24 protein-coding genes, 1 tRNA gene and 1 riboswitch are annotated in these 22,106 nt (G+C 69.1%); of the genes, 10 read left to right on the forward strand and 15 right to left on the reverse strand.

The window, feature by feature from the left end; all coding sequences use genetic code 11:
- The first annotated feature begins 171 nt into the window (after window positions 1-171).
- Window positions 172-1,491, forward strand: a complete 1,320-nt coding sequence (locus tag ACIBCK_RS05610) for an SGNH/GDSL hydrolase family protein (RefSeq protein WP_399386936.1) — start codon at window positions 172-174, stop codon at window positions 1,489-1,491.
- A gap of 10 nt (window positions 1,492-1,501) precedes the next feature.
- Here the strand turns inward: ACIBCK_RS05610 and ACIBCK_RS05615 are convergent, their stop codons facing one another.
- The 4 genes from ACIBCK_RS05615 to ACIBCK_RS05630 are packed head-to-tail and all read right to left on the reverse strand — an operon-like array spanning window position 1,502 to window position 4,971.
- Window positions 1,502-2,311 carry a DUF1707 domain-containing protein gene (locus tag ACIBCK_RS05615; protein WP_399386938.1) on the reverse strand — a complete coding sequence of 270 codons (810 nt, stop codon included), beginning with the start codon at window positions 2,309-2,311 and terminating at the stop codon, window positions 1,502-1,504.
- 10 nt (window positions 2,312-2,321) lie between these two features.
- Window positions 2,322-3,287: an ATP-binding cassette domain-containing protein gene (locus ACIBCK_RS05620; protein ID WP_399386940.1), complete on the reverse strand. Its 966-nt coding sequence runs from the start codon at window positions 3,285-3,287 to the stop codon at window positions 2,322-2,324.
- Between the two features lie 6 nt (window positions 3,288-3,293).
- Window positions 3,294-4,157, reverse strand: coding sequence for an ABC transporter permease (locus tag ACIBCK_RS05625; protein ID WP_399386941.1), 864 nt, complete (start codon window positions 4,155-4,157; stop codon window positions 3,294-3,296).
- On the reverse strand, window positions 4,150-4,971 hold the full coding sequence (locus tag ACIBCK_RS05630) for an ABC transporter permease (protein ID WP_399386943.1): 822 nt from the start codon (window positions 4,969-4,971) through the stop codon (window positions 4,150-4,152). The genes ACIBCK_RS05625 and ACIBCK_RS05630 overlap by 8 nt, the downstream gene beginning before the upstream one ends.
- Before the next feature lie 197 nt (window positions 4,972-5,168).
- On the opposite strand from ACIBCK_RS05630, the gene ACIBCK_RS05635 reads away from it, so the two are divergent.
- Window positions 5,169-7,700 carry a transglycosylase domain-containing protein gene (locus ACIBCK_RS05635; protein ID WP_399386945.1) on the forward strand — a complete coding sequence of 844 codons (2,532 nt, stop codon included), beginning with the start codon at window positions 5,169-5,171 and terminating at the stop codon, window positions 7,698-7,700.
- A 29-nt stretch (window positions 7,701-7,729) separates the two neighbouring features.
- Here the strand turns inward: ACIBCK_RS05635 and ACIBCK_RS05640 are convergent, their stop codons facing one another.
- The 3 genes from ACIBCK_RS05640 to ACIBCK_RS05650 all read right to left on the reverse strand — a co-directional run bounded on the left by ACIBCK_RS05640 (window position 7,730) and on the right by ACIBCK_RS05650 (window position 9,043).
- Window positions 7,730-8,050, reverse strand: a complete 321-nt coding sequence (locus ACIBCK_RS05640; protein WP_399386947.1) for a DMT family transporter — start codon at window positions 8,048-8,050, stop codon at window positions 7,730-7,732.
- Between the two features lie 49 nt (window positions 8,051-8,099).
- Window positions 8,100-8,161: riboswitch (guanidine-III (ykkC-III) riboswitch) on the reverse strand.
- Between the two features lie 84 nt (window positions 8,162-8,245).
- Window positions 8,246-8,548 (reverse strand): co-chaperone GroES, encoded by a 303-nt coding sequence (locus ACIBCK_RS05645; protein ID WP_190080540.1) that lies wholly within the window; start codon window positions 8,546-8,548, stop codon window positions 8,246-8,248.
- Window positions 8,549-8,713: 165 nt separating this feature from the next.
- The gene (locus ACIBCK_RS05650) at window positions 8,714-9,043 is read right to left on the reverse strand and encodes a DUF3618 domain-containing protein (RefSeq protein ID WP_367042322.1); all 330 of its coding nucleotides are present in this window, start codon (window positions 9,041-9,043) and stop codon (window positions 8,714-8,716) included.
- Window positions 9,044-9,246: 203 nt separating this feature from the next.
- Between ACIBCK_RS05650 and bcp the strand changes: the two genes are divergently transcribed.
- The 4 genes from bcp (at window position 9,247) to ACIBCK_RS05670 (ending at window position 12,620) form a co-directional block, all read left to right on the forward strand.
- Window positions 9,247-9,714 (forward strand): thioredoxin-dependent thiol peroxidase, encoded by a 468-nt coding sequence (gene bcp, locus ACIBCK_RS05655; protein ID WP_399386949.1) that lies wholly within the window; start codon window positions 9,247-9,249, stop codon window positions 9,712-9,714.
- 134 nt (window positions 9,715-9,848) lie between these two features.
- On the forward strand, window positions 9,849-11,345 hold the full coding sequence (gene proP / locus ACIBCK_RS05660; protein ID WP_399386951.1) for a glycine betaine/L-proline transporter ProP: 1,497 nt from the start codon (window positions 9,849-9,851) through the stop codon (window positions 11,343-11,345).
- Between the two features lie 133 nt (window positions 11,346-11,478).
- A complete protein-coding gene (locus ACIBCK_RS05665) occupies window positions 11,479-12,522 on the forward strand; it encodes an HNH endonuclease (RefSeq protein WP_399386953.1) in 1,044 nt (347 codons plus the stop codon).
- Between the two features lie 14 nt (window positions 12,523-12,536).
- Window positions 12,537-12,620: transfer RNA gene (locus ACIBCK_RS05670), tRNA-Leu, on the forward strand.
- Between the two features lie 68 nt (window positions 12,621-12,688).
- Here ACIBCK_RS05670 and rdgB read toward each other — a convergent pair.
- The 4 genes from rdgB to ACIBCK_RS05690 all read right to left on the reverse strand — a co-directional run bounded on the left by rdgB (window position 12,689) and on the right by ACIBCK_RS05690 (window position 14,984).
- Window positions 12,689-13,294: an RdgB/HAM1 family non-canonical purine NTP pyrophosphatase gene (rdgB, locus tag ACIBCK_RS05675; RefSeq protein WP_399386955.1), complete on the reverse strand. Its 606-nt coding sequence runs from the start codon at window positions 13,292-13,294 to the stop codon at window positions 12,689-12,691.
- 37 nt (window positions 13,295-13,331) lie between these two features.
- The gene (locus tag ACIBCK_RS05680; protein WP_399386957.1) at window positions 13,332-13,727 is read right to left on the reverse strand and encodes a hypothetical protein; all 396 of its coding nucleotides are present in this window, start codon (window positions 13,725-13,727) and stop codon (window positions 13,332-13,334) included.
- 168 nt (window positions 13,728-13,895) lie between these two features.
- A complete protein-coding gene (rph, locus tag ACIBCK_RS05685; RefSeq protein WP_399386959.1) occupies window positions 13,896-14,648 on the reverse strand; it encodes a ribonuclease PH in 753 nt (250 codons plus the stop codon).
- Between the two features lie 102 nt (window positions 14,649-14,750).
- Window positions 14,751-14,984, reverse strand: a complete 234-nt coding sequence (locus ACIBCK_RS05690) for a PTS glucose/sucrose transporter subunit IIB (protein ID WP_367042331.1) — start codon at window positions 14,982-14,984, stop codon at window positions 14,751-14,753.
- 235 nt (window positions 14,985-15,219) lie between these two features.
- On the opposite strand from ACIBCK_RS05690, the gene ACIBCK_RS05695 reads away from it, so the two are divergent.
- From ACIBCK_RS05695 to ACIBCK_RS05705, 3 genes are all read left to right on the forward strand, one after another.
- Entirely contained in the window at window positions 15,220-16,533 is a 1,314-nt protein-coding gene (locus tag ACIBCK_RS05695) for a PTS transporter subunit EIIC (RefSeq protein WP_399386961.1), read from the forward strand.
- A 266-nt stretch (window positions 16,534-16,799) separates the two neighbouring features.
- Entirely contained in the window at window positions 16,800-18,065 is a 1,266-nt protein-coding gene (locus ACIBCK_RS05700) for a PTS transporter subunit EIIC (RefSeq protein WP_399386963.1), read from the forward strand.
- 88 nt (window positions 18,066-18,153) lie between these two features.
- Window positions 18,154-19,071 (forward strand): hypothetical protein, encoded by a 918-nt coding sequence (locus ACIBCK_RS05705; RefSeq protein ID WP_399386965.1) that lies wholly within the window; start codon window positions 18,154-18,156, stop codon window positions 19,069-19,071.
- Between the two features lie 11 nt (window positions 19,072-19,082).
- Here the strand turns inward: ACIBCK_RS05705 and ACIBCK_RS05710 are convergent, their stop codons facing one another.
- Entirely contained in the window at window positions 19,083-19,835 is a 753-nt protein-coding gene (locus ACIBCK_RS05710) for an MBL fold metallo-hydrolase (protein WP_399386966.1), read from the reverse strand.
- 223 nt (window positions 19,836-20,058) lie between these two features.
- Here ACIBCK_RS05710 and ACIBCK_RS05715 point away from each other — a divergent pair, with 223 nt between their 5' ends.
- Window positions 20,059-20,520, forward strand: a complete 462-nt coding sequence (locus ACIBCK_RS05715) for a type II toxin-antitoxin system PemK/MazF family toxin (RefSeq protein ID WP_399386968.1) — start codon at window positions 20,059-20,061, stop codon at window positions 20,518-20,520.
- A gap of 80 nt (window positions 20,521-20,600) precedes the next feature.
- On the opposite strand, the gene ACIBCK_RS05720 is transcribed toward ACIBCK_RS05715, so the two are convergent.
- The 3 genes from ACIBCK_RS05720 to ACIBCK_RS05730 form a co-directional block, all read right to left on the reverse strand.
- On the reverse strand, window positions 20,601-21,554 hold the full coding sequence (locus tag ACIBCK_RS05720) for a PLP-dependent cysteine synthase family protein (protein ID WP_399386970.1): 954 nt from the start codon (window positions 21,552-21,554) through the stop codon (window positions 20,601-20,603).
- Between the two features lie 6 nt (window positions 21,555-21,560).
- Window positions 21,561-21,839, reverse strand: coding sequence for a MoaD/ThiS family protein (locus ACIBCK_RS05725; protein ID WP_367042342.1), 279 nt, complete (start codon window positions 21,837-21,839; stop codon window positions 21,561-21,563).
- A gap of 155 nt (window positions 21,840-21,994) precedes the next feature.
- A complete protein-coding gene (locus tag ACIBCK_RS05730; protein WP_336605789.1) occupies window positions 21,995-22,096 on the reverse strand; it encodes a putative leader peptide in 102 nt (33 codons plus the stop codon).
- Between the last annotated feature and the right edge of the window lie 10 nt (window positions 22,097-22,106).

The raw sequence follows: 22,106 nt of genomic DNA on the forward strand, positions 1-22,106 counted from the left end.
CCCGTCTCTCTGCGTCCCTTCCTGACCGACTCCTGGAACGGTCCACAAGTTCCCGGCGTCTGAATGGTCGGAGGGGGGCAGTGTCGGCCGCCTCACGGCCCATGACGCATCATGGGGTGATCACATCGGAGCCTCGATCAGGCTCCCCCTGCTCGAGGAGACACAGCCCGCATGACCAAGCGTCACGGTTATGCCCTGCTTGCCGCGGTCCTCGCGGTAATAGTGGTGATTTCCGCCGCCATATACCTAGGTGTATCCAGCGACGACGGATCTCAGGACACCATCAGCGCGGGGCCCCGCAGCCCGCGCAACTCCGCGGCTCCCGCATCCGCAGGAACGTGGGTCGGCTCCTGGGCCGCATCCCCCGCCGCCGCGGAACCAAACACGCACCGCAACGGCTTCGCGGGCCGCTCCATCCGCAACGTCGTGCACACCAGCGTCGGCGGTGACAGCGCCCGCATCACCCTGTCGAACCTGTACGGGCGGACGCCGCTGAGCATCACCCACGCCTCGATCGCCGTCGCCGTGGGTGCGAACAACCCGGCGGCCGCGCCCGGCACCCTGCGCCGCCTGAGCTTCAACGGCAACACGTCCGTGGTGATCCCCGCGGGCCAGCAGGTGATGAGCGACGCGGTGCGGCTGCGCGTGCCGCACGACGCCGATCTGCTGGTCTCGACGTTCTCGCCGACGCCCTCGGGCCCGGTCACCTTCCACCCGCACGCCCGCCAGGTCAGCTACGTCGCCGACGGCGACCGTACGGAGGACCCGAACGGCGCCGCGTACACCCAGCAGAGCACCTCCTGGCGCTACCTCTCGGCCGTGGACGTCCTGTCCAACGAGTCGGACGGCACCGTCGTCGTCTTCGGTGACTCGCTCACCGACGGCATCTCCTCCACGATGGGTGCCAACGCCCGCTGGACGGACACCCTCGCCGACCGCCTCCGCGAGGAGTCGGGCGGCCCGCGCTACGGCGTCGTGAACGAGGGGATCAGCGGCAACCGCATCCTCTCGGACGGCAACGGCGCCCCCGCGGACAACCCGAGCGGGCTCACGCGCTTCGACCGTGACGTGCTCGACCGGACGGGCGTCAAGGCCGTCGTCGTGGCGCTCGGCGTCAACGACATCCTGCGCAACCCGCACCAGAACGACCCCGACCGCATCGTCGAGGGCCTGCGCGAGCTGACCCGGCAGGCGCACACGCGCGGGCTGCGGGTCGTCGGGGCGACCCTGATGCCGTTCGGCGGCCACCGTGGGTACGAGCCGCAGCTGGAGAACGTGCGCCAGGCGGTGAACGAGCAGATCCGCGACGGCAAGGTGTTCGACGAGTTCGTCGACTTCGACCGGGCGCTGCGGGACCCCTACGACCCCCGCAAGCTGCGTGCCCAGTTCGACTCCGGCGACCATCTGCACCCGAGCGACGCGGGTTACCGCAAGATGGCGGAGACGTTCAACCTCGCGCACCTGCGGGGCTCCGCCGCCGCCGAGCTGTAGGCCCCGGCCGCTATTCGCCGTTTCCGGCGCCGTAGTCCCCCGGCGCCGGATGCGAGGAGTCGGACCCGCGGTGGCGCTCCCCGTGGCGCTTCCGGTGCCGATCGGCCCGCTCCAGATGTGCCTCACGGCGCTCGAGTTGCGCCGCACGCCGCTCCAGCTTCTCGAGCCGTCGCTCCTCCTTGAGCCGCAGGCGCTCCGCACGCCGCAGCTTGCGCTCCACGCCGACGCCGCCCATCAGAGCGAAGCCCTTGACCACCACGCGGGGCGAGCCGGGGGTGCCCTCGCCGGTCGCCTTGTCGTCGAAGCCGCCCATGAACCCGAAGCCCTTGACCATGACGGTCATCTCGGGCGGCACGACGACCTGCATGCCGCCCATGAGGGTCCAGCAGCGGATCTCCACGTCGCGCTCCGTGAAGCGTGCCTCGCGCAGGTCGATCTCACCGCCGCCCCAGATCGCGATCCCGTCGAACTGCCGGCCGACCGTCCAGCTGCCCTTGCGGCTGAAGCCGCCCCAGAAGGCGAAGCCGAGCTTCGACGTCGGCTCGCCGCCCACCACCCGTTCGGACCAGTCGATGGCGGCGGGATCGTCGCTCACCGGGCCCTTCACGATGGACACCTTCGCGCCCGCCGCCGGCAGATCCCGAGTGATCGGCTCCAGCTCACCGTACGTACGCGCCTTGTACGTCGCGTCCAGGCGCTCCTCGAACTCCTCCATGTCGAGCCGGCCCTCGGCCATGGCGTCACGGAGTCGTTCGGCGACGCGGTCACGGTCGGCGTCGGCGGCCCGGAGGTCCGGGAGATGAGGCTGCTCGTCGGTCATACGCAGCAGCCTACGAGGTCGCCTTCTCCGCGTACATCTTGGCGATGACGGCCTCGATGTCGGGTTCCCTGACCGAGAGGTCGACCATCGGATACCGAGCCGCGACCCGGGCGACAAGCGGAGCTGCCGACTCCGAGGCGGGGAAGGCGAGCCACTGCCGCGGCCCCTCCACCTTCACCACCCGCGCCGACTCCACCTCGATGGGCGGAAGTTCGCGCTCCAGGTCGACGACCAGGGTGCGCTCGCTCTCCCCCACCTCGTGCAGCCCGGCGAGGGGGCCGTCGTACATCAGGCGGCCGTGGTCGATGACCATCACCCGCTTGCAGAGCTGCTCGATGTCGGTGAGGTCGTGCGTGGTGAGCAGGACCGTCGTACCGGCCTCCGCGTTCAAGTCCCGCAGAAAGCCCCGGACCTTGGCCTTGCTGATCACGTCGAGCCCGATCGTCGGCTCGTCCAGATACAGCACCTCCGGGTCGTGGAGCAGCGCCGCCGCGATGTCGCCGCGCATCCGCTGGCCGAGCGAGAGCTGGCGCACCGGGACGTCCAACAGGGCGCCCAGCTCCAGGAGTTCGATACAGCGGTCGAGGTTCTCCTTGAAGCGGGCGTCCGGAATCCGGTACATGCGGTGCATCAGGCGGTACGAGTCGATCAGCGGCAGGTCCCACCACAGGGTGGTGCGCTGGCCGAAGACCACACCGATGCGCCGCGCCAGGCGGGTGCGCTCGCGGGAGGGATCGATGCCCGCGACCCGCAGCCGTCCGCCGCTCGGCGTGAGAATCCCCGTCAGCATCTTGATCGTCGTGGACTTGCCGGCGCCGTTCGGGCCGATGTAGCCGACCATCTCGCCGCGCGGCACGGTGAAGGAGATGCCGTCCACGGCACGCACCTCGTGCTTCTCGCGCCGCAGGAAGCCGGTCTTCTTGACGACGTCGAAGACCTTCTCGACGCCCTCCAGCTCAATGAGGTTCGTTTCCACGGCTGTTCAGCTCCCTGTGCTGCGATACGAACGAAGACCGGTGCGCCAGGCGAGGCCCGCGAGCGCGAGAAGGAGGGCGGCCACCAGCGGTGGTGTGAACGCCACCCACGTCGGCAGGTCCAGCGGATAGGGCCGCCCGAGGACGTACAGCGCGGGCAGCCAGTTCACGAAGGCCAGCGGCAGGATGAAGGTGACGCCGCGCACCAGGTCCTTGGCGAAGACGGTCGGCGGGAACTGGAGCAGCGTGGTGCCGCCGTACGTGAACGCGTTCTGCACCTCGGCGGCGTCCTGCGCCACGAACTGGAAGGCGGCGCCCCCCACGAACACGGCGGCGAAGATGCCCGCGCCGCAGAGCAGCATCAACGGCACCATGAGCACCTTCAGCGGGGTCCAGTCGATGTCCAGGACCACCAGCGCGTACCCGAGGACGAGCGAGGCCTGGAGCAGGCGCCCGAGCCGGTGCAGCCCGAAGCGGTCGGCGGCGACCTGCGCGATCACCGGGGCGGGCCGCACCAGGAGCGTGTCGAGCGTGCCGTCACGCACCCGCTTGCCGAGCCGGTCCATGGACCCCAGGGCGAGGTCGGTGAGCCCGAACGAGGTGCAGGTGGCGCCGTACAGGAAGGCGATCTCGGAGAGCGAGTAGCCGCCGAGCCGGTCCACCTGGGAGAACATCAGCAGGATCGCCGCGAAGTCGAAGGCGGTCACCGCGAAGTTGCCGAACGCCGTCATCACGAAGGACAGCCGGTAGGCCATCAGGGAGCGGATCCACATGGCGGAGATCAGCCGGTAGGCGCGAAGCCCGTCCCGCACCTGCGTCAGCCGTTCCCCCAGCCGGTTGCGGCTCTGAGCCGGCCGCGTCACGTCAGCCACCCTGGACCACCACCCGTCGCGTGGCCACGGCCTGCAGCAGCCGCCCGGCCGTGAGCAGCGCCGCGGCCCAGCCGATCTGGAAGGCGTACGTCCGCAGCAGGTCCACGCCCGTGTGCTTGCCGAGGAACACATCGGCGGGCACCTGGAGCAGCGCCGACCAGGGCAGCGCGCGGGCGAACTCCCCGAGCGCGCCCGGGAAGACGTTCAGCGGGAGCAGCATCCCGGAGAAGAACGTGCCCGCGAGCATCGCCACCTGCGAGGTGCCCGCCCCGTCCATCAGCCAGAACGCGGAGAGCGCCACCAGGAACCGGATCGCGAAGCTCACGAGCGCGCCGAGGAGCACCGCGAGGAGGAACGCGAGCCAGCGGCCCGGCTCGCTGGGCAGGGCGAGATCGAAGACGAGGGCGCCGACCACCATCGGTACGACACCGCGCCCGAGCAGCTGGAACAGCGCCCGGCCCAGGTCCGTCGCCAGCCACCAGATCTGCAGGTCGGCCGGGCGGTACAGGTCGACGGCGATGTCCCCCGTGCGGATCCGCTCGATCAGCTCGCCCTCGAAGCCGCCGCCCATCAGCGCCATCACCGTGAGCAGCGCCTGGCCGAGCCACACGAAGGTCAGCGCCTGCGACTGGTCGTAACCGCCGAGCCCCGGCCGCTCGTCCCAGAGCGCGATGTAGGTGTACGCGAGGATCAGCCCGAAGACGGTGTTGGTGAACACTCCCGCCAGCGTCGCCGTCCGATAGGTCGCGTATCGCCTGAACCCGCCGCGAGCGACGGCCGCGTACAAGCGGAACCGTCCTGTACGCACACGCATCCCCTTTAGCGAGAGTCTTGACGAACGCCTTGCCCGTTCCGGGCCAAAGGGACGGAGCCTAGTGCGGCCGTCATCGCTCGTGCCAGGCATTTTCGGCGCACGGCGCGTGCCTGGCGGGGAACGCATGAAGCGACAGTGTGCAATGGGTCGTACGAGGCGTGCGTGACGTACGACGCGAACCGGGAGTTCCACGAGATATGAGCAGCGACGAGCCGCAGCAGCAGGGCGCCGAAAAGCCCGAGGGATGGGCGCCCCGCGAACCCGTGGACGACCCGAGGACCCCGGACGAGACCCCTGCCGGGCCGGCGGCACCCGCCGCCGAGGGCGAGCGGGGCGAGCAGGCCGACGCGGGCGAGACGGGCAACGCGGGCAAGGCGGGCAAGAAGAAGCGCCCCAAGCGCAAGGGCTGGCGGCGCATCTTCCCCACCTGGCGCATGGTGCTCGGCGGATTCATCCTGCTGATCCTGCTCTGCGTCGGCGGCTTCGCCGCGGGCTACATGATCGTCGACATTCCGCCGGCCAACGCGGCGGCCACCGCGCAGAGCAACGTCTACCTCTACGCCGACGGCAGCCAACTGGCCCGCGACGGCGAGGTCAACCGCGAGAACGTCCCGCTGAGCCAGATCCCCAAGGAAGTCCAGCACGCGGCGCTCGCCGCCGAGGACCGGGATTTCTACAGCGAGTCCGCGGTCGACCCGAAGGCGATGATCCGCGCCGCCTACAACACCGTCACCGGCAAGGGAAAGCAGTCCGGTTCGACGATCACCCAGCAGTTCGTGAAGAACTACTACCTGGGCCAGGAGCAGACGATCACCCGCAAGGCCAAGGAGTTCTTCATCTCCATCAAGCTGGACCGCGAGGTGAGCAAGGACGACATCCTCGCCGGGTATCTGAACACCAGCTACTTCGGGCGCAACGCGTACGGCGTGCAGGCCGCGGCCCAGGCGTACTTCGGCAAGGACGTCAAGAAGCTGAACACCGCGCAGGGCGCCTATCTGGCGACGCTCCTCAACTCCCCCAACGCGTACGACGTGGCGACACACCCGGAGAACAAGCAGCGTGCCGTGGGCCGCTGGAACTACGTCCTCGACGGCATGGTCAAGGAGGGCTGGCTCAGCCCCGCCGAGCGCGCGAAGACCAAGTTCCCCGCGCCGAAGGAGGCCAAGGGCTCCTCCAGCCTCTCCGGACAGCGCGGCTACCTCGTCCAGGCCGTCGAGGACTACCTGGCGGCCAACGACATCGTCGACGAGGACACCCTGGACAAGGGCGGCTACCGCATCACCACCACCCTCCAAAAAGGCCGCCAGGACGCCTTCAAGAAGGCCGTCGACGACCAGGTGATGTCCAAGGTCGACAAGGAAGCCCGCAAGGTCGACCGCAACGTCCGCGCGGGCGGCGCATCGATCGACCCGAAGACCGGCAAGGTCGTGGCGATGTACGGCGGCATCGACTACACGAAGCAGTACGTCAACAACGCCACGCGCCGCGACTACCAAGTGGGCTCCACCTTCAAGCCGTTCGTCTTCACCTCTGCCGTCGAGAACGGCTCGGTCACGCAGGACGGCCGCCCGATCACTCCGAACACCATCTACGACGGCACCAACAAGCGCCCCGTGCAGGGCTGGGACGGCGGGGCGTACGCCCCCGAGAACGAGGACGACGTCAACTACGGCGACATCACCGTCCGCACCGCGACCGACAAGTCCGTCAACTCCGTCTACGCGCAGATGGCCGTCGACGTCGGCTCGGACAAGGTCAAGGACACCGCGGTCGCCCTCGGCGTCCCCGAGACCACCCCCGACCTGACCGCGTCCCCCTCCATCGCGCTCGGCCCCTCCACCGCCTCGGTCCTGGACATGACGGAGGCGTACGCGACGCTCGCCAACCACGGCAAGCACCCCACGTACACGATGGTCGAGCGGGTCACCAAGGACGGCCAGGAGATCGAACTGCCGGAGCCGAAGACCGCGCAGGCCGTCAGCCGCGAGGCCGCCGACACCACCACGTCGATCCTGCAGAGCGTCGTCGACGGCGGCACCGGCACGGCCGCGCAGGCCGCCGGCCGCCCCGCTGCGGGCAAGACCGGCACCGCGGAGGAGGACAAGGCGGCCTGGTTCGCGGGCTACACCCCCGAACTCGCCACCGTGGTCTCCGTGATGGGCCAGAACCCCGACACCGGCGCGCACACCCCGCTGTACGGGGCGCTCGGCCAGCCCCGCATCAACGGCGGCGCCTACCCCGCGCAGATCTGGGCGCAGTTCACCCGGGACGCCCTGGAGGGCGAGCCCGTACAGGACTTCGACCTGCAACTGGAGGAGGGCGCCGACGTGCCGCCCGTCCCGGACCCCTCGGACGTCGAGGAGGACCCGGCCACCGGCGGCGCGGTCACCGGCGGTGACGACACGCAGGGCCAGGACGGGGGCCAGACCCAGGGCCAGGACCAAGGGCAGACCCAGGGCCAGGACCAAGGGCAGACGCAGGGCCAGGACCAGGGCCAGACCGAGGGGCAGGACCAGGGTCAGACCGAGGGCCAGACGGACGGTGGTGCCACCGTGGACGGCGGAGCGACCGACGGCGGCATTCCCACCGACCCGGGCACCGCCCAGGGCGGCCAGACCGACGGCTCCACCGTGGACGGCGGAACGGGTGACGGCGGCGCGGACCTGGGCGGCCTGACGGAGGGCGCGGCCAGAAGGAAGGGCGAGGGCAGCCCGGCGTACTACTACTAGGGCCCCCGCCCCGGGGCCAGCACGTACTCCTAGTGCCCCGACGTCGCCTTCAGGCCCACGACGGCGACCAGCAGCAGCACCACGAAGAAGATCCGGGCGGCGGTGGCGGGCTCACCGAGCACCATCATCCCGACCACCGCCGCACCGGCAGCACCGATACCGACCCACACGCCGTACGCCGTGCCGATGGGCAGCGTCTTGGCGGCGTGCGAGAGCAGCATCATGCTGGCGATGATCCCGAGGCCGGTGAACACGCTCGGCCACAGCCGCGTGAACCCCTCGGTGAACTTCATCCCGATCGACCAGCCCACTTCGAGCAGACCGGCGACGATCAACAGAACCCAGGCCACGACGGCACCTCCGACACGTAGAGACGCGAGATCGCGTCACTTCAATGGGGGTGCGTCGTCTTTGCGGAAACCCGGTACGGCGCGTCTCGTCGGGGTCCTTAAAAGGTAGCAAACGACACGCGTAAGGGGCTGGTGACGATGGTCACCAGCCCCTTACCGACTACTTCTGAACGGCTACAGACAAAGGCCCGACGGCTACAGATACAGGCCCGTCGAATCCTCGGAGCCCTCGAACCGGTCGGCGGCCACGGCATGCAGATCACGCTCGCGCATCAGCACGTACGCCACGCCCCGCACCTCCACCTCGGCCCGGTCCTCCGGGTCGTACAGCACCCGGTCGCCCGGCTCCACCGCGCGCACGTTCTGCCCGACGGCGACGACCTCGGCCCAGGCAAGACGCCTGCCGACAGCGGCGGTCGCGGGGATCAGGATGCCGCCGCCCGACTTGCGCTCGCCCTCGGCGGTGTCCTGCCGCACGAGCACACGGTCGTGCAGCATCCGGATGGGCAGCTTGTCGTCGTGGGTGCTGTGTCCCTGGCTTTTGGCGCTCACGCCCCGAACCTACCTGGCGCGGGCCCGCGCGGACGATGCCGGGTCAGCCCTTGCGTCCCGGCGGTCCGCCAAGTCAGCCCTTGCGTCCTGGCGTCCTCTCGGTCCGCGAGGTCAGTCCCTGCGACGCCGCGTGCTCACCGCGAGCATCCCCACCAGACCGACGACCACCAGCGCCACCGGCACGATGCGCTCCAGACGCGGCGCACCGTCCTCGTGCACCAGCTGGCCCCGCACATCGGAGACCACGCGGTTCGCACCGACGTACGCCCGCCCGAGGGAGTGGTCCACCTTCGCGGAGACCTTGGCCTTCGCGTCACCCACGATCGTCTTCGGGTGGACCCGCACCCCGATCTCGTCGAGCGTCTCGGCGAGCGTCACGCGGCGGCGCTTGATGTCCGCCTCGATCTGCGCCGGGGTCCTGCTGTCCGACGTGTCCGACACCGCGCTGCCTCCGTGGTCGTGTCCGGCTGTCTGTTTCCTTCTGTACGTGTCGCCGACAGTCTGTCAGCTCCGCGCGCCCAGCACCCCACGGCACCCCTATTACGCTCGACTCCGTCACCAGACGTTTTCACCACCCGTTTGACGAGTCATCCGCTGATGATCATGGACATGAGCGGGAACATCCTGTGCGAGGAGACCGAAAGATGAGCGAGCGACTCACCCCCGGCGACACGGCCCCGGCCTTCACCCTGCCGGACGCGGACGGCAACGAGGTCTCCCTGGCCGCCCACAAGGGCCGCAAGGTCATCGTGTACTTCTACCCGGCCGCCCTCACCCCCGGCTGCACCAAGCAGGCCTGCGACTTCACGGACAACCTCGACGCCCTCGCCACCGCGGGCTACGACGTCATCGGCGTGTCCCCCGACAAGCCGGAGAAGCTCGCCAAGTTCCGCGAGCAGGAGAATCTCAAGGTCACGCTGGTCGGCGACCCCTCCAAGGAGACCCTTGAGGCGTACGGCGCCTTCGGCGAGAAGAAGCTGTACGGCAAGACCGTGACCGGCGTCATCCGCTCCACGGTCGTGGTCGACGAGAGCGGCAAGGTCGAGCACGCGTTCTACAACGTCAAGGCGACGGGCCACGTAGCCAAGATCATCAAGGACCTGGGCATCTGAGGACCTGGGCAACCGCCCCCCTCCCCTCCCACCCGCTGTGACGAAGCCCCCTTCAAGGGGGCTTTCGTTTGCATCGGCCATCTTCGAGCAAGTGATCCCTGGAGGACTGTTCGCAGAATGGAAGGAACCACGTCATGGCGGCCCACGAAGAAGCCGAGGCCGACGCCGACGCGCTCAAGCGACACCGCACCCTTTTCCGGGCCGTCAAGCGGCGCAAGGACCCCCCTCTGCGGCGCACCGACATCACGGTCACGGACGAGGCGGCGGTGAAGCGGGCGGTCAAAGCCGCCTCGCTCGGCAACGCCATGGAATGGTTCGACTTCGGCATCTACAGCTATCTCGCCGTCACCATCGGCCATGTGTTCTTCCCGTCCGGGAACGACACGGTCCAGCTGATCTCCTCGTTCGCCACCTTCGCGGTGTCGTTCCTGGTGCGTCCCATCGGCGGCATGGTCTTCGGCCCAATGGGCGACAAGATCGGCCGCAAGAAGGTCCTCGCCCTGACCATGATCCTCATGGCCATCGGCACCCTCGCCATCGGCCTGATCCCGTCCTACGCCAGCATCGGCTTCTGGGCCCCGGTCCTGCTGATCTTCTTCCGCCTCGTCCAGGGCTTCTCCACCGGCGGTGAGTACGGCGGCGCGTCGACCTTCATCGCCGAGTACGCCCCCGACAAGCGCCGCGGCTTCTTCGGCAGCTTCCTGGAGATGGGCACCCTCGCCGGCTACACCGGCGCGGCAGGTCTCGTCCTCATCCTCAACAGCGCACTCGGCGCGGACACCATGGAGCAGTGGGGCTGGCGCATCCCGTTCCTCGTCGCGGGGCCGCTCGGCCTCGTCGGCCTCTACCTGCGGCTGAAGCTCGACGAGACACCCGCGTTCCAGAAGATGGAGGACGCCACCTTCCACTCGGCGTCCGAAGGCGCGTCCACCGTCGAGACCACGGCCAAGGGCGACCTCGCCAAGATCTTCCGCGAGCACTGGCCCACGCTGATCCTCTGCATCGCGCTCGTCGGCGCGTACAACGTCACCGACTACATGCTCCTGTCGTACATGCCGACATACCTCTCGGACGAACTCGGCTACGACGACTCGCACGGCCTGCTGATCCTCATCGGCACCATGGTCGTCCTGATGCTGCTCATCACCCAGGTCGGCAAGCTGTCCGACCGCTTCGGCCGCAAGCCGCTCCTGATGACCGGCATGGTCAGCTTCCTGGTCATCTCCATCCCGGCGTTCCTCCTGATCAAGCAGGGCAGCCTGATCGCGGTCTCCGGCGGCATGCTCCTCCTGGGCCTCTCCCTGCTCTGCCTCCTGGGCACGATGTCGGCGACGCTCCCGGCCCTGTTCCCCACCTCGGTCCGCTACGGCTCCCTGTCGGTGGGCTACAACATCTCCGCCTCCCTCTTCGGTGGCACGGCCCCCCTGGTCATCACTTCCCTGATCAGCATCACGGGGACGGACATGATCCCGGCGTACTACTCGATGGCGGCGGCCCTCGTCGGCATCATCGCGGTGGCTTGCATGAAGGAAACAGCCCAAAAGCCACTGTCGGGCTCGCCGCCGTCGGTGGAAACAAAGGAGGAAGCAGCGGAAATGGTCGAGGCAGCGGCCCCAACCCCCCGCTTCTGACCCTCCCCGCCTCTCCCGGCCCGCCCCACACAAAGTGGGGCGGGCCGTTCCGCATTCCGGACGTGACGGTCCGATAGTCGTTTCGTTAGCCCGTACGAGGCTGCGAACGCGTGGCCGGGTGGGAGGGGAAACGATGTCGGACCCGTACAGCAAGGATCGGCTGACGTCAGTCGTCGCTGAGGCTCGCAACTGGACTGACCTGATGCGGCGCCTGGGCCTCGGGACGAGTGGAGGGCAGCGGCGTGTGCTGCAGGAGAAGGTGGCCGGTCACGGACTCGACACGAGCCACTTCACGAAACGCAGCCCGTGGCGCAAGTATCCGGACGCCGCCATAGCCGATGCCGCCGCGTCGTCGTCCTCGCTTCGCGAAGTAGCACTGAAACTGGGCGCCACACCAACCACGGGGACGCTCTCGCACATCCGCCGCCGTATGAGTGCCGCGGGCATCGACATCAGCCACTTCCCCGGCATCGACCGCCCCGAACTGGACCTTCCCTTCACCGCCGAGGAACTCCGGGCAGCGGCCTTGGCCGCGACCAGCGTGCGCGGCGTGGCGCGCGCCTTGGGGATACCTGACGACAGCCGCTCGCGCGCAACGTTGGGCCGCATACTGCGCGCGCAGGGCGTCGACACCGCGCACTTCTCTCACCAGCGGCCATCGTTCCCGGAGCAACAACTCCGAGACCTGGTACGTAACTCCGGCAGCTACGCCGAAGTGATGCGCGGTCTCGGCCTGGAGGTCAATGACACCAACCACCGCCGTATTCGGCGCGCGGCAGCGCGCCTCAGCCTCGACACCAGCCACTTCAAACGCAGGGCCTGGGGGCAGCCGGAGCGTCCCGCACCCCCACCCATCGCCCCTCGGGTGCTGATCGTGCTGCCGGATCATGCCGGACGGACCAACAGGGCACGGCTCCACCGAGCCCTGACCGAGATCGGCGTGCCGTACGAGTGTGCCGGGTGCGGCAGCACCGGTGAGTGGCTCGGGCGCCCGATCACCCTGCAGATCGACCACGTCAACGGAGACTGGCGCGACAACCGGCGGGAGAACCTTCGGTATCTGTGCCCCAACTGTCACGCGCTGACGGAGACGTGGTGCAGAAACAGAAGGCGGAAAGTCCCGCACCCGAGTACCGGATCGACGGGCCACGTGCCGTCCGAACCCTCGGCCCGTTAGCATGCTGACTACCAGCGGCGGTGGTGCAATGGCGACACAGCTGGTTTAGGTCCAGTGACCCGTGACAGGGTTTGAGGGTTCGAATCCCTTCCGCCGCACGATTTCTCGCATCCAAGGCCCGCCTCACGCACTCCGTGAGGCGGGCCTTCGGCGTACATGCCGGGCCTCAGTCCAACAGCTCCCGCACCACCGGCACCAGCGCCCGGAACGCCTTGCCCCGGTGGCTGATTGCGTTCTTTTCTGTCGGGGAGAGTTCCGCGCAGGTCCTCGACTCGCCCTCCGGCTGGAGGATCGGGTCGTAGCCGAAGCCGCCCGCGCCGGACGGGGTGTGGCGGAGTGTGCCGCGGAGTTGGCCCTCCACCACCCTCTCCGTGCCGTCCGGGAGGGCCAGGGCTGCTGCGCAGGCGAAGTGGGCCGAGCGGTGGATGTCCTCGTCGATGTCGCCGAGTTGGGCCAGGAGCAGGGCGAGGTTCGCGGCGTCGTCTCCGTGCTTGCCTGCCCAGCGGGCGGAGAAGATGCCGGGGGCGCCGCCGAGGACGTCGACGCAGAGGCCGGAGTCGTCGGCGACCGCGGGGAGGCCGGTGGCCTTGGCGAGGGCGTGGGCCTTGAGGAGGGCGTTCTCGGCGAAGGTGACGCCGGTTTCCCTGACGTCGGGGATCTCGGGGTAGGCGTCCGCGCCGACGAGGTCGTGGGTGAGGCCTGCGTCGGCGAGGATCGCCCTGAGTTCCGTGATCTTGCCGGCGTTGCGGGTGGCGAGGATGAGGCGGGTCATGGTGACCAGTATCGACCAGCGTCCCGGCCCCCGGACGCTACGGGGTGCAGACCTTGGTCAGCTCGCTCGTCGCGTCGACGATCGGCTTGAGGTCAGGTGTCGCGTCGCCGTTGTTGACGGAGTCGCGGACGTTGCCGACGGCCTTGTCGAGGTCGTCGACGGCCTTGTTCACGTCGGTGTTGTCGGTCTTGTCGCCGATCTCGTCGATGTTCTTGTCGATCTTGTCGAGGGCCTCGTCCGCCTGTGTGGGGTCGTCGCCCGCCTTCTCGACGGCTTGCTGGAGGTCGGTGACGCTGTCGGCGATGGCGTCCGCGGTCTGGACGCAGTCCAGGGCCTTGTTGACGGCGTCGCAGCCGACCAGTCCTACGCCCGCCGGTACGGCGATCAGAACTGATGTGATGGCGATGGCGATACGGCGGTGGCGCGCGGCCATGCGTGGGTCCCTCCCCGAGTGCTGTTACGGGCGCACGGCTTTTCCCGTGCGCCCGTAACCGTAAGAACGCTTGTGGGGGGCCTGTTGGTTGCCTGTGGGCCGCGCCCGGTTGGCGCTCCGCTGCTCCTACTTCGCTGCTTCTACTTCGTTGCTTCTACTTCGTTGCTTCTACTTCGTCGCTTCGAGCGCTTCGCGCTGGAACGCGGCCAGGTCCTCGCAGCCGCCGACCGCGAGGTCGAGCAGTGCGTTGAGTTCCTTGCGGTCGAAGGGCTCGGCCTCGGCGGTGCCCTGGACCTCGACGAAGCGGCCGTCGCCGGTGCAGACGACGTTCATGTCGGTGTCGGCCTTGACGTCCTCCTCGTAGCGCAGGTCGAGGAGGGGTACGCCGGCGACGATGCCGACGGAGACGGCGGAGACGGTGTCGGTGAGGGGCTTGCGGCCGGCCTTGACGAGCTTCTTGCCCTGGGCCCAGGCGACGGCGTCGGCCAGGGCCACGTAGGCGCCGGTGATCGCGGCGGTGCGGGTGCCGCCGTCGGCCTGGAGTACGTCGCAGTCGAGGACGATGGTGTTCTCGCCGAGCGCCTTGTAGTCGATGACGGCGCGGAGGCTGCGGCCGATGAGCCGGGAGATCTCGTGGGTGCGGCCGCCGATCTTGCCGCGTACGGCTTCGCGGTCGCCGCGGGTGTTGGTGGAGCGCGGGAGCATCGAGTACTCGGCGGTGACCCAGCCTTCGCCGCTGCCCTTGCGCCAGCGCGGGACGCCTTCGGTGACGGAGGCGGTGCAGAAGACCTTGGTGTCGCCGAAGGAGATGAGGACCGAGCCCTCGGCGTGCTTGCTCCAGCCGCGCTCGATGGTGATCGGGCGGAGCTGTTCGGGGGTACGGCCGTCGATGCGAGGCGCGGAGAGAGGCGTGGAGGACATGCGGCTGACCCTATCGGCAGATGGAGGGGGTCCCGCGTCCGCGCATGGCCGAGGGCCCCGCCGGTCGTCGGCGGGGCCCTCGGGTGTTGCGAGGTCAGTCGCTCACATCATGTCTTCGATGTCGGCGGCGATCGGGTCGGCGTCCGTGCCGATGACGACCTGGATCGCGGTGCCCATCTTGACGACGCCGTGGGCGCCGGCGGCCTTCAGCGCGGCGTCGTCGACCAGGCCCGGGTCCTTGACCTCGGTGCGGAGGCGGGTGATGCAGCCCTCGACCTCTTCGATGTTGTCGATGCCACCGAGCCCGGCGACGATCTTCTCAGCCTTGCTGGCCATGGTGTTCTCCCTGTTCTTAAAGGACGCGGCCTCACCACACCGTAGGCCCGCTTTGTCACGGTAACGCACGGTTGGAGCATCTTCGCGGGCGGTTGCGGCACTCGTACCCAATGATGGCGATCAAGGTGCCATCCCTCTTGCCATTCCTGCCGGGACGGCACCGCACTCGTTCCGCAACTGGTCTACACCAGTTTTCAACGCCCGCCAAACCTGGCTTGTTCCGGAGGGGACGCCGATGAGTTCCGAAGCAGCAACGGTGCCGCAGAAGCGGTGGTGGAACGGGCTTTTCCAGGGCCTGCAGAAGATGGGCCGCAGCCTCCAGCTGCCCATCGCCGTCCTCCCCGCCGCCGGCATCCTGAACCGCCTCGGACAGCCCGACGTCTTCGGCGCGGACGGCCTCGGCTGGGACAACGTCGCCAAGGTCTTCGCGGCGGCGGGCGGCTCGCTCCTGGACTCCACCCTCGGCCTGCCCCTGCTGTTCTGCATCGGTGTCGCGATCGGCATGGCGAAGAAGTCGGACGGCTCGACGGCGCTCGCCGCGGTCGTGGGCTTCCTCGTGTACTACGCGGTGCTTCGCGCCTTCCCCGACGACTGCCCGGCGGACACCACCTTCGGCGCCGCCGGGATGTGGAGCGGCGTCTGTATCGCGGAGGACGGGACGCCCGCGCAGGCGGCGTACCAGAACCCAGGGGTCTTCGGCGGCATCGTGATGGGCCTGCTCGCCGCGTGGTTCTGGCAGCGCTACCACCGCGTGAAGCTGGTCGACTGGCTCGGCTTCTTCAACGGCCGCCGGCTGGTGCCGATCATCATGGCCTTCGTCGGCCTGGTCTTCGCCGGGCTCTGTGTGTGGGTCTGGCCGCCCATCGGTGACGCGCTGACCAGCTTCTCCAAGTGGCTGGTGGACCTCGGCTGGCTGGGCTCGGGCATCTTCGGCGTGGCCAACCGCGCGCTGCTCACGGTCGGTCTGCACCAGTTCCTGAACACCTTCGTCTGGTTCCAGTTCGGCGACTACACCAAGCCGGACGGCACGATCGTGCACGGTGACATCAACCGCTTCCTCGCGGGCGACCCGACGGCCGGTCAGTTCACTTCGGGCTTCTTCCCGATCATGATGTTCGCCCTGCCCGCCGCGGCCCTCGCGATCACGCACGCGGCCCGCCCCGAGCGCCGCAAGGTGGTCGGCGGTCTGATGCTCTCGGTCGGTCTGACGTCGTTCGTCACCGGCATCACCGAACCGATCGAGTACTCGTTCCTGTTCATCGCGCCCGCGCTGTACGCGATCCACGCGGTGCTCACCGGTGTCTCCATGGCGGTGACGTGGGCGCTGGGGGTCAAGGACGGCTTCAGTTTCTCGGCGGGTCTGATCGACTACGTCATCAACTGGAGTCTGGCGACCAAACCCTGGCTGATCATTCCGATCGGTCTTGTCTTCGCCGCCGTGTACTACGTCCTGTTCAGCTTCGTGATCCGCAAGTTCGACCTGCATACGCCGGGGCGCGAGCCGGAGGAAGAAGCGGAAGCACAGGACTCGGAGCAGACGAAGGCGTAGTCGCTGGCAGGGCTCGCGCCGCGGCCCGCTCCCGCACCTCAGCGGAAGGCCCTCGGACCTCAAGGTCCGAGGGTCTTTCGGCGCGTATTTCGCGTTATGGCGGACCCCACAAAACTCGTGGGTTCCTTACGTCACCTTCACCGTGCTACAACAGGTCTACACCACTAATTGGTGTAGACCACGCGGCCGTCGGCCGCGGCCCCCGGAGACGCCGCCGTCCCCCACTTCCGTGTCCCCAGGCGGCGCCTTGCCCACTGGAGGAAGTTGTGTCCACGGCCAGTTCCGCCCCCGCGGCCGAGAAGAAGAAGGGCGCCGGCGTGATGGCTGTCATGCAGCGCATCGGCCGCAGCCTCATGCTGCCGGTCGCCGTGCTGCCCGCCGGAGCGCTCCTGGTCCGTCTGGGCCACGACGACATGCTCGGCAAGCCGTCCATGCCGGACTTCATCAACAAGATCGCCGGCTTCATGGCCGCCGGCGGCGGCGCGATCATGGACAACATGGCGCTGCTGTTCGCCGTCGGCATCGCCATCGGCTTCGCCAAGAAGTCGGACGGCTCGACCGCCCTCGCCGCCGTCACCGGCTACCTGGTCTTCAAGAACGTCCTCGGCACCTTCACCGACGGCAACCTGCCGAAGGAAGCGACCGTCGTCGACGGCAAGATAGTCATGGCCGAGAAGGCCGTCGACGCGGGCGTCCTCGGCGGTGTCGTCATGGGCATCGTCGTCGCCCTGATCTACCAGCGCTTCTACCGCACGAAGCTGCCCGACTGGGCCGGCTTCTTCGGCGGCCGCCGCCTGGTCCCGATCCTGTCGGCCTTCGCGGGCCTGTTCATCGGCATCCTCTTCGGCTACATCTGGCCGGTCCTCGGCACCGGTCTGCACAACTTCGGTGAGTGGCTGGTCGGTTCGGGCGCCGTGGGCGCGGGCATCTTCGGTGTCGTCAACCGCGCGCTGATCCCGGTCGGCATGCACCACCTCCTGAACTCCTTCCCCTGGTTCCAGGCCGGTGACTACGAGGGCAAGCACGGCGACATCGCCCGCTTCCTGGAGGGCGACCCGACCGCGGGCCAGTTCATGACCGGCTTCTTCCCGATCATGATGTTCGCCCTTCCCGCGGCCTGCCTCGCGATCACGCACTGCGCCCGTCCCGAGCGCCGCAAGGTCGTCGGCGGCATGATGTTCTCGCTCGCGGCCACCGCGTTCGTCACGGGTGTGACCGAGCCGATCGAGTTCACGTTCATGTTCATCGCCCCGGTCCTGTACGCGATCCACGCGGTGCTCACCGGTGTCTCCATGGCGCTGACCTGGGCGCTCGGCATGAAGGACGGCTTCGGCTTCTCCGCCGGATTCGTCGACTACGCCATCAACTTCGGCATCGCGAAGAATCCGCTGGGCCTGGCCCTGGTGGGCCTCTGCTTCGCCGCGCTCTACTACGTGGTCTTCCGCTTCGCGATCATCAAGTTCAACCTTCCGACGCCGGGCCGCGAGTCCGACGAGGAGATCGCCGAGCTCCAGAAGGCCGAGGGCAAGTAGCCTCCGCCCCACTTCGGGACGTAAGCCCCGCACCGTTGCGACCAACGGTGCGGGGCTTTGTCCGTTCCGTCCGCCTACGGTCGTCCTTATGACGACCCCTCGCATGACGACCCCCCGCATCCTCGACCTCGACCGCGACGGCCTCGCCGCCCTCCGCGGTCGCGCCCTGACCGCTTCCGTGGCCGCCGCCGAGGGCCGCACCATGGTCGGCGAGGTCTTCGCCGACCGGGCCGCCCTCGTTCCCATGCCGGGCATGCCCGGTGTGCACAACGCCGAGCTCGTCGCGGCCTTCGGCGCCGACATCGTCGTACTGAACCTGATCGAGCGGGCCTGGGACGGCGAGCGGCTGGATCTGCCGGGCCTCGGCACGTTCGCCTCGATCGCCGAGCTCGCCGCCTTCATCGGCCGGCCCGTGGGCGTCAATCTGGAGCCCGGCGACGTCCCCGAGATCCGCCGCGCCAAGCCCGAGTACGCCAGGCGGCTCATCGACATGGGCGCGGCGATGCTCTGCCTGACGGCGAATCCGGGGACGGGCGGTTCGTACGAGGGGCTCGCGCGGGTGACGGAGGAGCTGCGGCAGGGCCTCGGGGACGACGTCGCGCTGTGGAGCGGCAAGATGCACCACGCGGGCCACCCGGAGCGCGTCACGGCCGCGCGGCTCACCTCGCTCGTGGACGCGGGCGCCGACGGTGTGGTCATGCCGCTGCCGGGGACGCTGCCCGGGGTCACCAAGGAGCTGGCGGCCGAGGCGGTGGCCGCGGTGCAGGACGCGGGGGCGGTCGTGATGGGGGCGATCGGCACCAGCCAGGAGGGCAGCCACGCGAACGTCGTGCCGCAGCTGGCCCTGAACGCGAAGGAAGTAGGCGTGGACGCCCACCACTTCGGTGACTCCTACCTGCCGGGCATGTGCGATCCGGAGGTCATGTACGCGTACTCCGTCGCGATCCGCGGCCGCCGCCACACCTGGAACAGGATGGCGCTGGGCGGCCGCGGGTCCAGGCGCTGACCGGCGGCGCGCTAGATCTCGTAGCTGTGGCCGGGCCGCGCGAGCTCGGCCGTCCCGTCGTACACCTCGCGCGCGTCCGCCAGGTTCACCTGGGGGTCCGTCCACGGCGGGATGTGGGTCAGGAGCAGGCGCCCGGCGTTGGCGCGCCGGGCGGTCTCGCCCGCCTCACGGCCGTTGAGGTGCAGGTCGGGGATGTTCTCCTTGCCGTGCGTGAAGGCCGCCTCGCAGAGGAACAGGTCGGTGCCGGTGGCCAGTTCGTCCAGCGCGTGGCACACACCTGTGTCTCCCGAGTACGTGAGGGACCTGCCCCCGTGCTCGACACGGATGGCGTATGCCTCGACGGGGTGGCACACCTTCTCCGTACGGACGGAGAACGGGCCGATGTCGAACGAGGCGGGCTTCACGGTGTGGAAGTCGAAGACCTCGCTCATCGAGGAGGCCGAAGGGGTGTCGGCGTACGCGGTGGTCAGGCGCTGTTCGGTGCCCTCGGGTCCGTAGACCGGGATGGGGGCGCAGCGGCCGCCTTCGTGCCGGTAGTAGCGCGCCACGAAGTAGGCGCACATGTCGATGCAGTGGTCGGCGTGCAGATGGCTGAGGAAGATCGCGTCCAGGTCGTAGAGACCGACATGGCGCTGCAACTCGCCCAGGGCGCCATTGCCCATGTCGAGAAGCAGCCGGAAGCCGTCGGCCTCGACGAGGTAGCTCGAGCAGGCCGAGTCCGCGGACGGAAACGACCCCGAGCAGCCGACGACGGTGAGCTTCATGGAGCGGAAACCTCCGGGGGCGAAACGGGGGTTGTGCGGGGCGTTGCGGGGGGTTCACGAGGAGCCTGCGCGAGGCTCTTCGGGGAGTTCTGCGGTCCGTCGAGCGTAAGGCGCAAAACGTCAGGTCGCTCCTCCGTCGTGGGCCGTTGTGGGAGAACTCACCTGCTCTGTCACCGGTTCGGGGGGCGCGCGGGGCCGGGAGCGCCCCGGTACCGTCTGCGGTATGGATACGTCATGGTGGCTCGCGCTGGGCGCCGTGGTGGTGCTCGCGGCGGTCGCCGCGGTGGTGGACGGCAGGGGCCGCAGCGACCGCGGGCCCCGCGGTCGGACCACCCGGCCGCCGGGCAGACCACGCGGGCCGCGGCGTCGGCAGCCCGCGCCGAAGCCCTCGGAGATCTGGTGGGCCAAGGTGCCTTACGAGGACGGGCCGGGTACGAAGGACCGGCCCTGTCTCGTGCTGTCCGTGCGGGGGCAGAGCGCGGTCGTCGCGAAGATCACCAGCAAGTACCACGACGAACGGTCCGGGGTGATTCCGCTGCCGCCCGGGTCGGTGGGGGACGCGCGGGGCCGCCCCAGTTTCCTGGAGACGGACGAGCTGCGGGACGTGCCGGTGTGGGAGTTCCGGCGGCGGGCGGGGATCGTGGATCCGGCGCTGTGGGATCAGGTCCGGTACCTGGCGGGTTGAGCGGCGACGGAAAACGCGGGGCGGGCCGGATGTGTCCGGCCCGCCCCGCGTTCGTCTGTGTTTTTTGTCTGCGTTTGGCGCTAGGCCCACAGTTGGCCCTGGAGCGTTTCGATGGCCGCTTCGGTCGTCTCGGCGGTGTAGACGCCGGTCGACAGGTACTTCCAGCCGCCGTCGGCCACGACGAAGACGATGTCGGCGGGCTCCCCCGCCGCCACCGCCTTCTTGCCGACGCCGATCGCGGCGTGCAGGGCGGCGCCGGTGGAGACGCCGGCGAAGATTCCCTCCTCCTTGAGCAGCTCCCGGGTCCGCGTCACCGCGTCCGCCGAGCCGACCGAGAAGCGGGTGGTCAGGACGGACGCGTCGTACAGCTCGGGGACGAAGCCCTCGTCGAGGTTCCGCAGGCCGTACACGAGGTCGTCGTAGCGGGGCTCCGCGGCGACGATCTTGATGTCCGGCTTCTGCTCGCGCAGGAAACGGCCCACGCCCATGAGCGTGCCGGTCGTGCCGAGGCCCGCCACGAAGTGGGTGACGGAGGGCAGGTCGGCGAAGATCTCGGGGCCGGTGGTCGCGTAGTGGGCGCCCGCGTTGTCCGGGTTGCCGTACTGGTAGAGCATCACCCAGTCCGGGTGCTCGGCCGCCAGCTCCTTGGCGACGCGTACCGCCGTGTTGGAGCCGCCGGCCGCCGGGGACGGGATGATCTCCGCGCCCCACATGGCGAGGAGCTCACGCCGCTCCTGCGAGGTGTTCTCCGGCATGACGCACACGATGCGGTAGCCCTTGAGCTTGGCCGCCATCGCGAGCGAGATGCCCGTGTTGCCGGACGTCGGCTCCAGGATCGTGCAGCCGGGCGTCAACCGCCCGTCCTTCTCCGCCTGTTCGACCATGTGCAGCGCCGGGCGGTCCTTGATGGAACCGGTCGGGTTACGGTCCTCCAGCTTCGCCCAGATGCGGACGTCGTCGGACGGGGAGAGCCGCGGCAGGCGGACGAGGGGCGTGTTGCCCACGGCCGCCAGCGGGGAGTCGTAGCGAGGCATCCGCGATCAGACCATGCCGCCGGCCACGGCCGGCAGGATCGTGACGTTGTCGCCGTCCGCGAGCTTGGTGGAGATGCCGTCCAGGAAGCGGACGTCCTCGTCGTTCAGGTACACGTTCACGAAGCGGCGCAGCTTGTCGCCGTCCACGATGCGCTCGGCGATGCCCGCGTGCCGCGAGTCGAGGTCGCTGAAGAGCTCGGCGAGGTTGTCGCCGCTGCCCTCGACGGCCTTGGCGCCGTCGGTGTAGGTGCGGAGGATGGTCGGGATGCGGACCTCGATGGCCATGGCTTGGGCTCCTGTCGGGAGAGTCACGTGGGTGGGCGCGCGGCGGCCCGGTCGTGCGGAGTGCGTAAGTGCGGGGTGCGTGGGCGCGGATGCGCGAGTGCGCAGGGCGATACGCGGAGGTGGCGCCGCGGCTCACGGCCGTACGGCGGCGGCTGTCAGCGCGAACAGATCGCGCTGGAGAGCCTGCACAAATCGACGTGCAGACGCGCAACGAGCAGCATGCCCGGCATCTTGTCGCTCACGTCGTGGGGAACCATGCGGTCATCG

The organism is Streptomyces sp. NPDC051218 (assembly GCF_044455475.1).
In the GTDB taxonomy this organism is placed as follows: domain Bacteria; phylum Actinomycetota; class Actinomycetes; order Streptomycetales; family Streptomycetaceae; genus Streptomyces.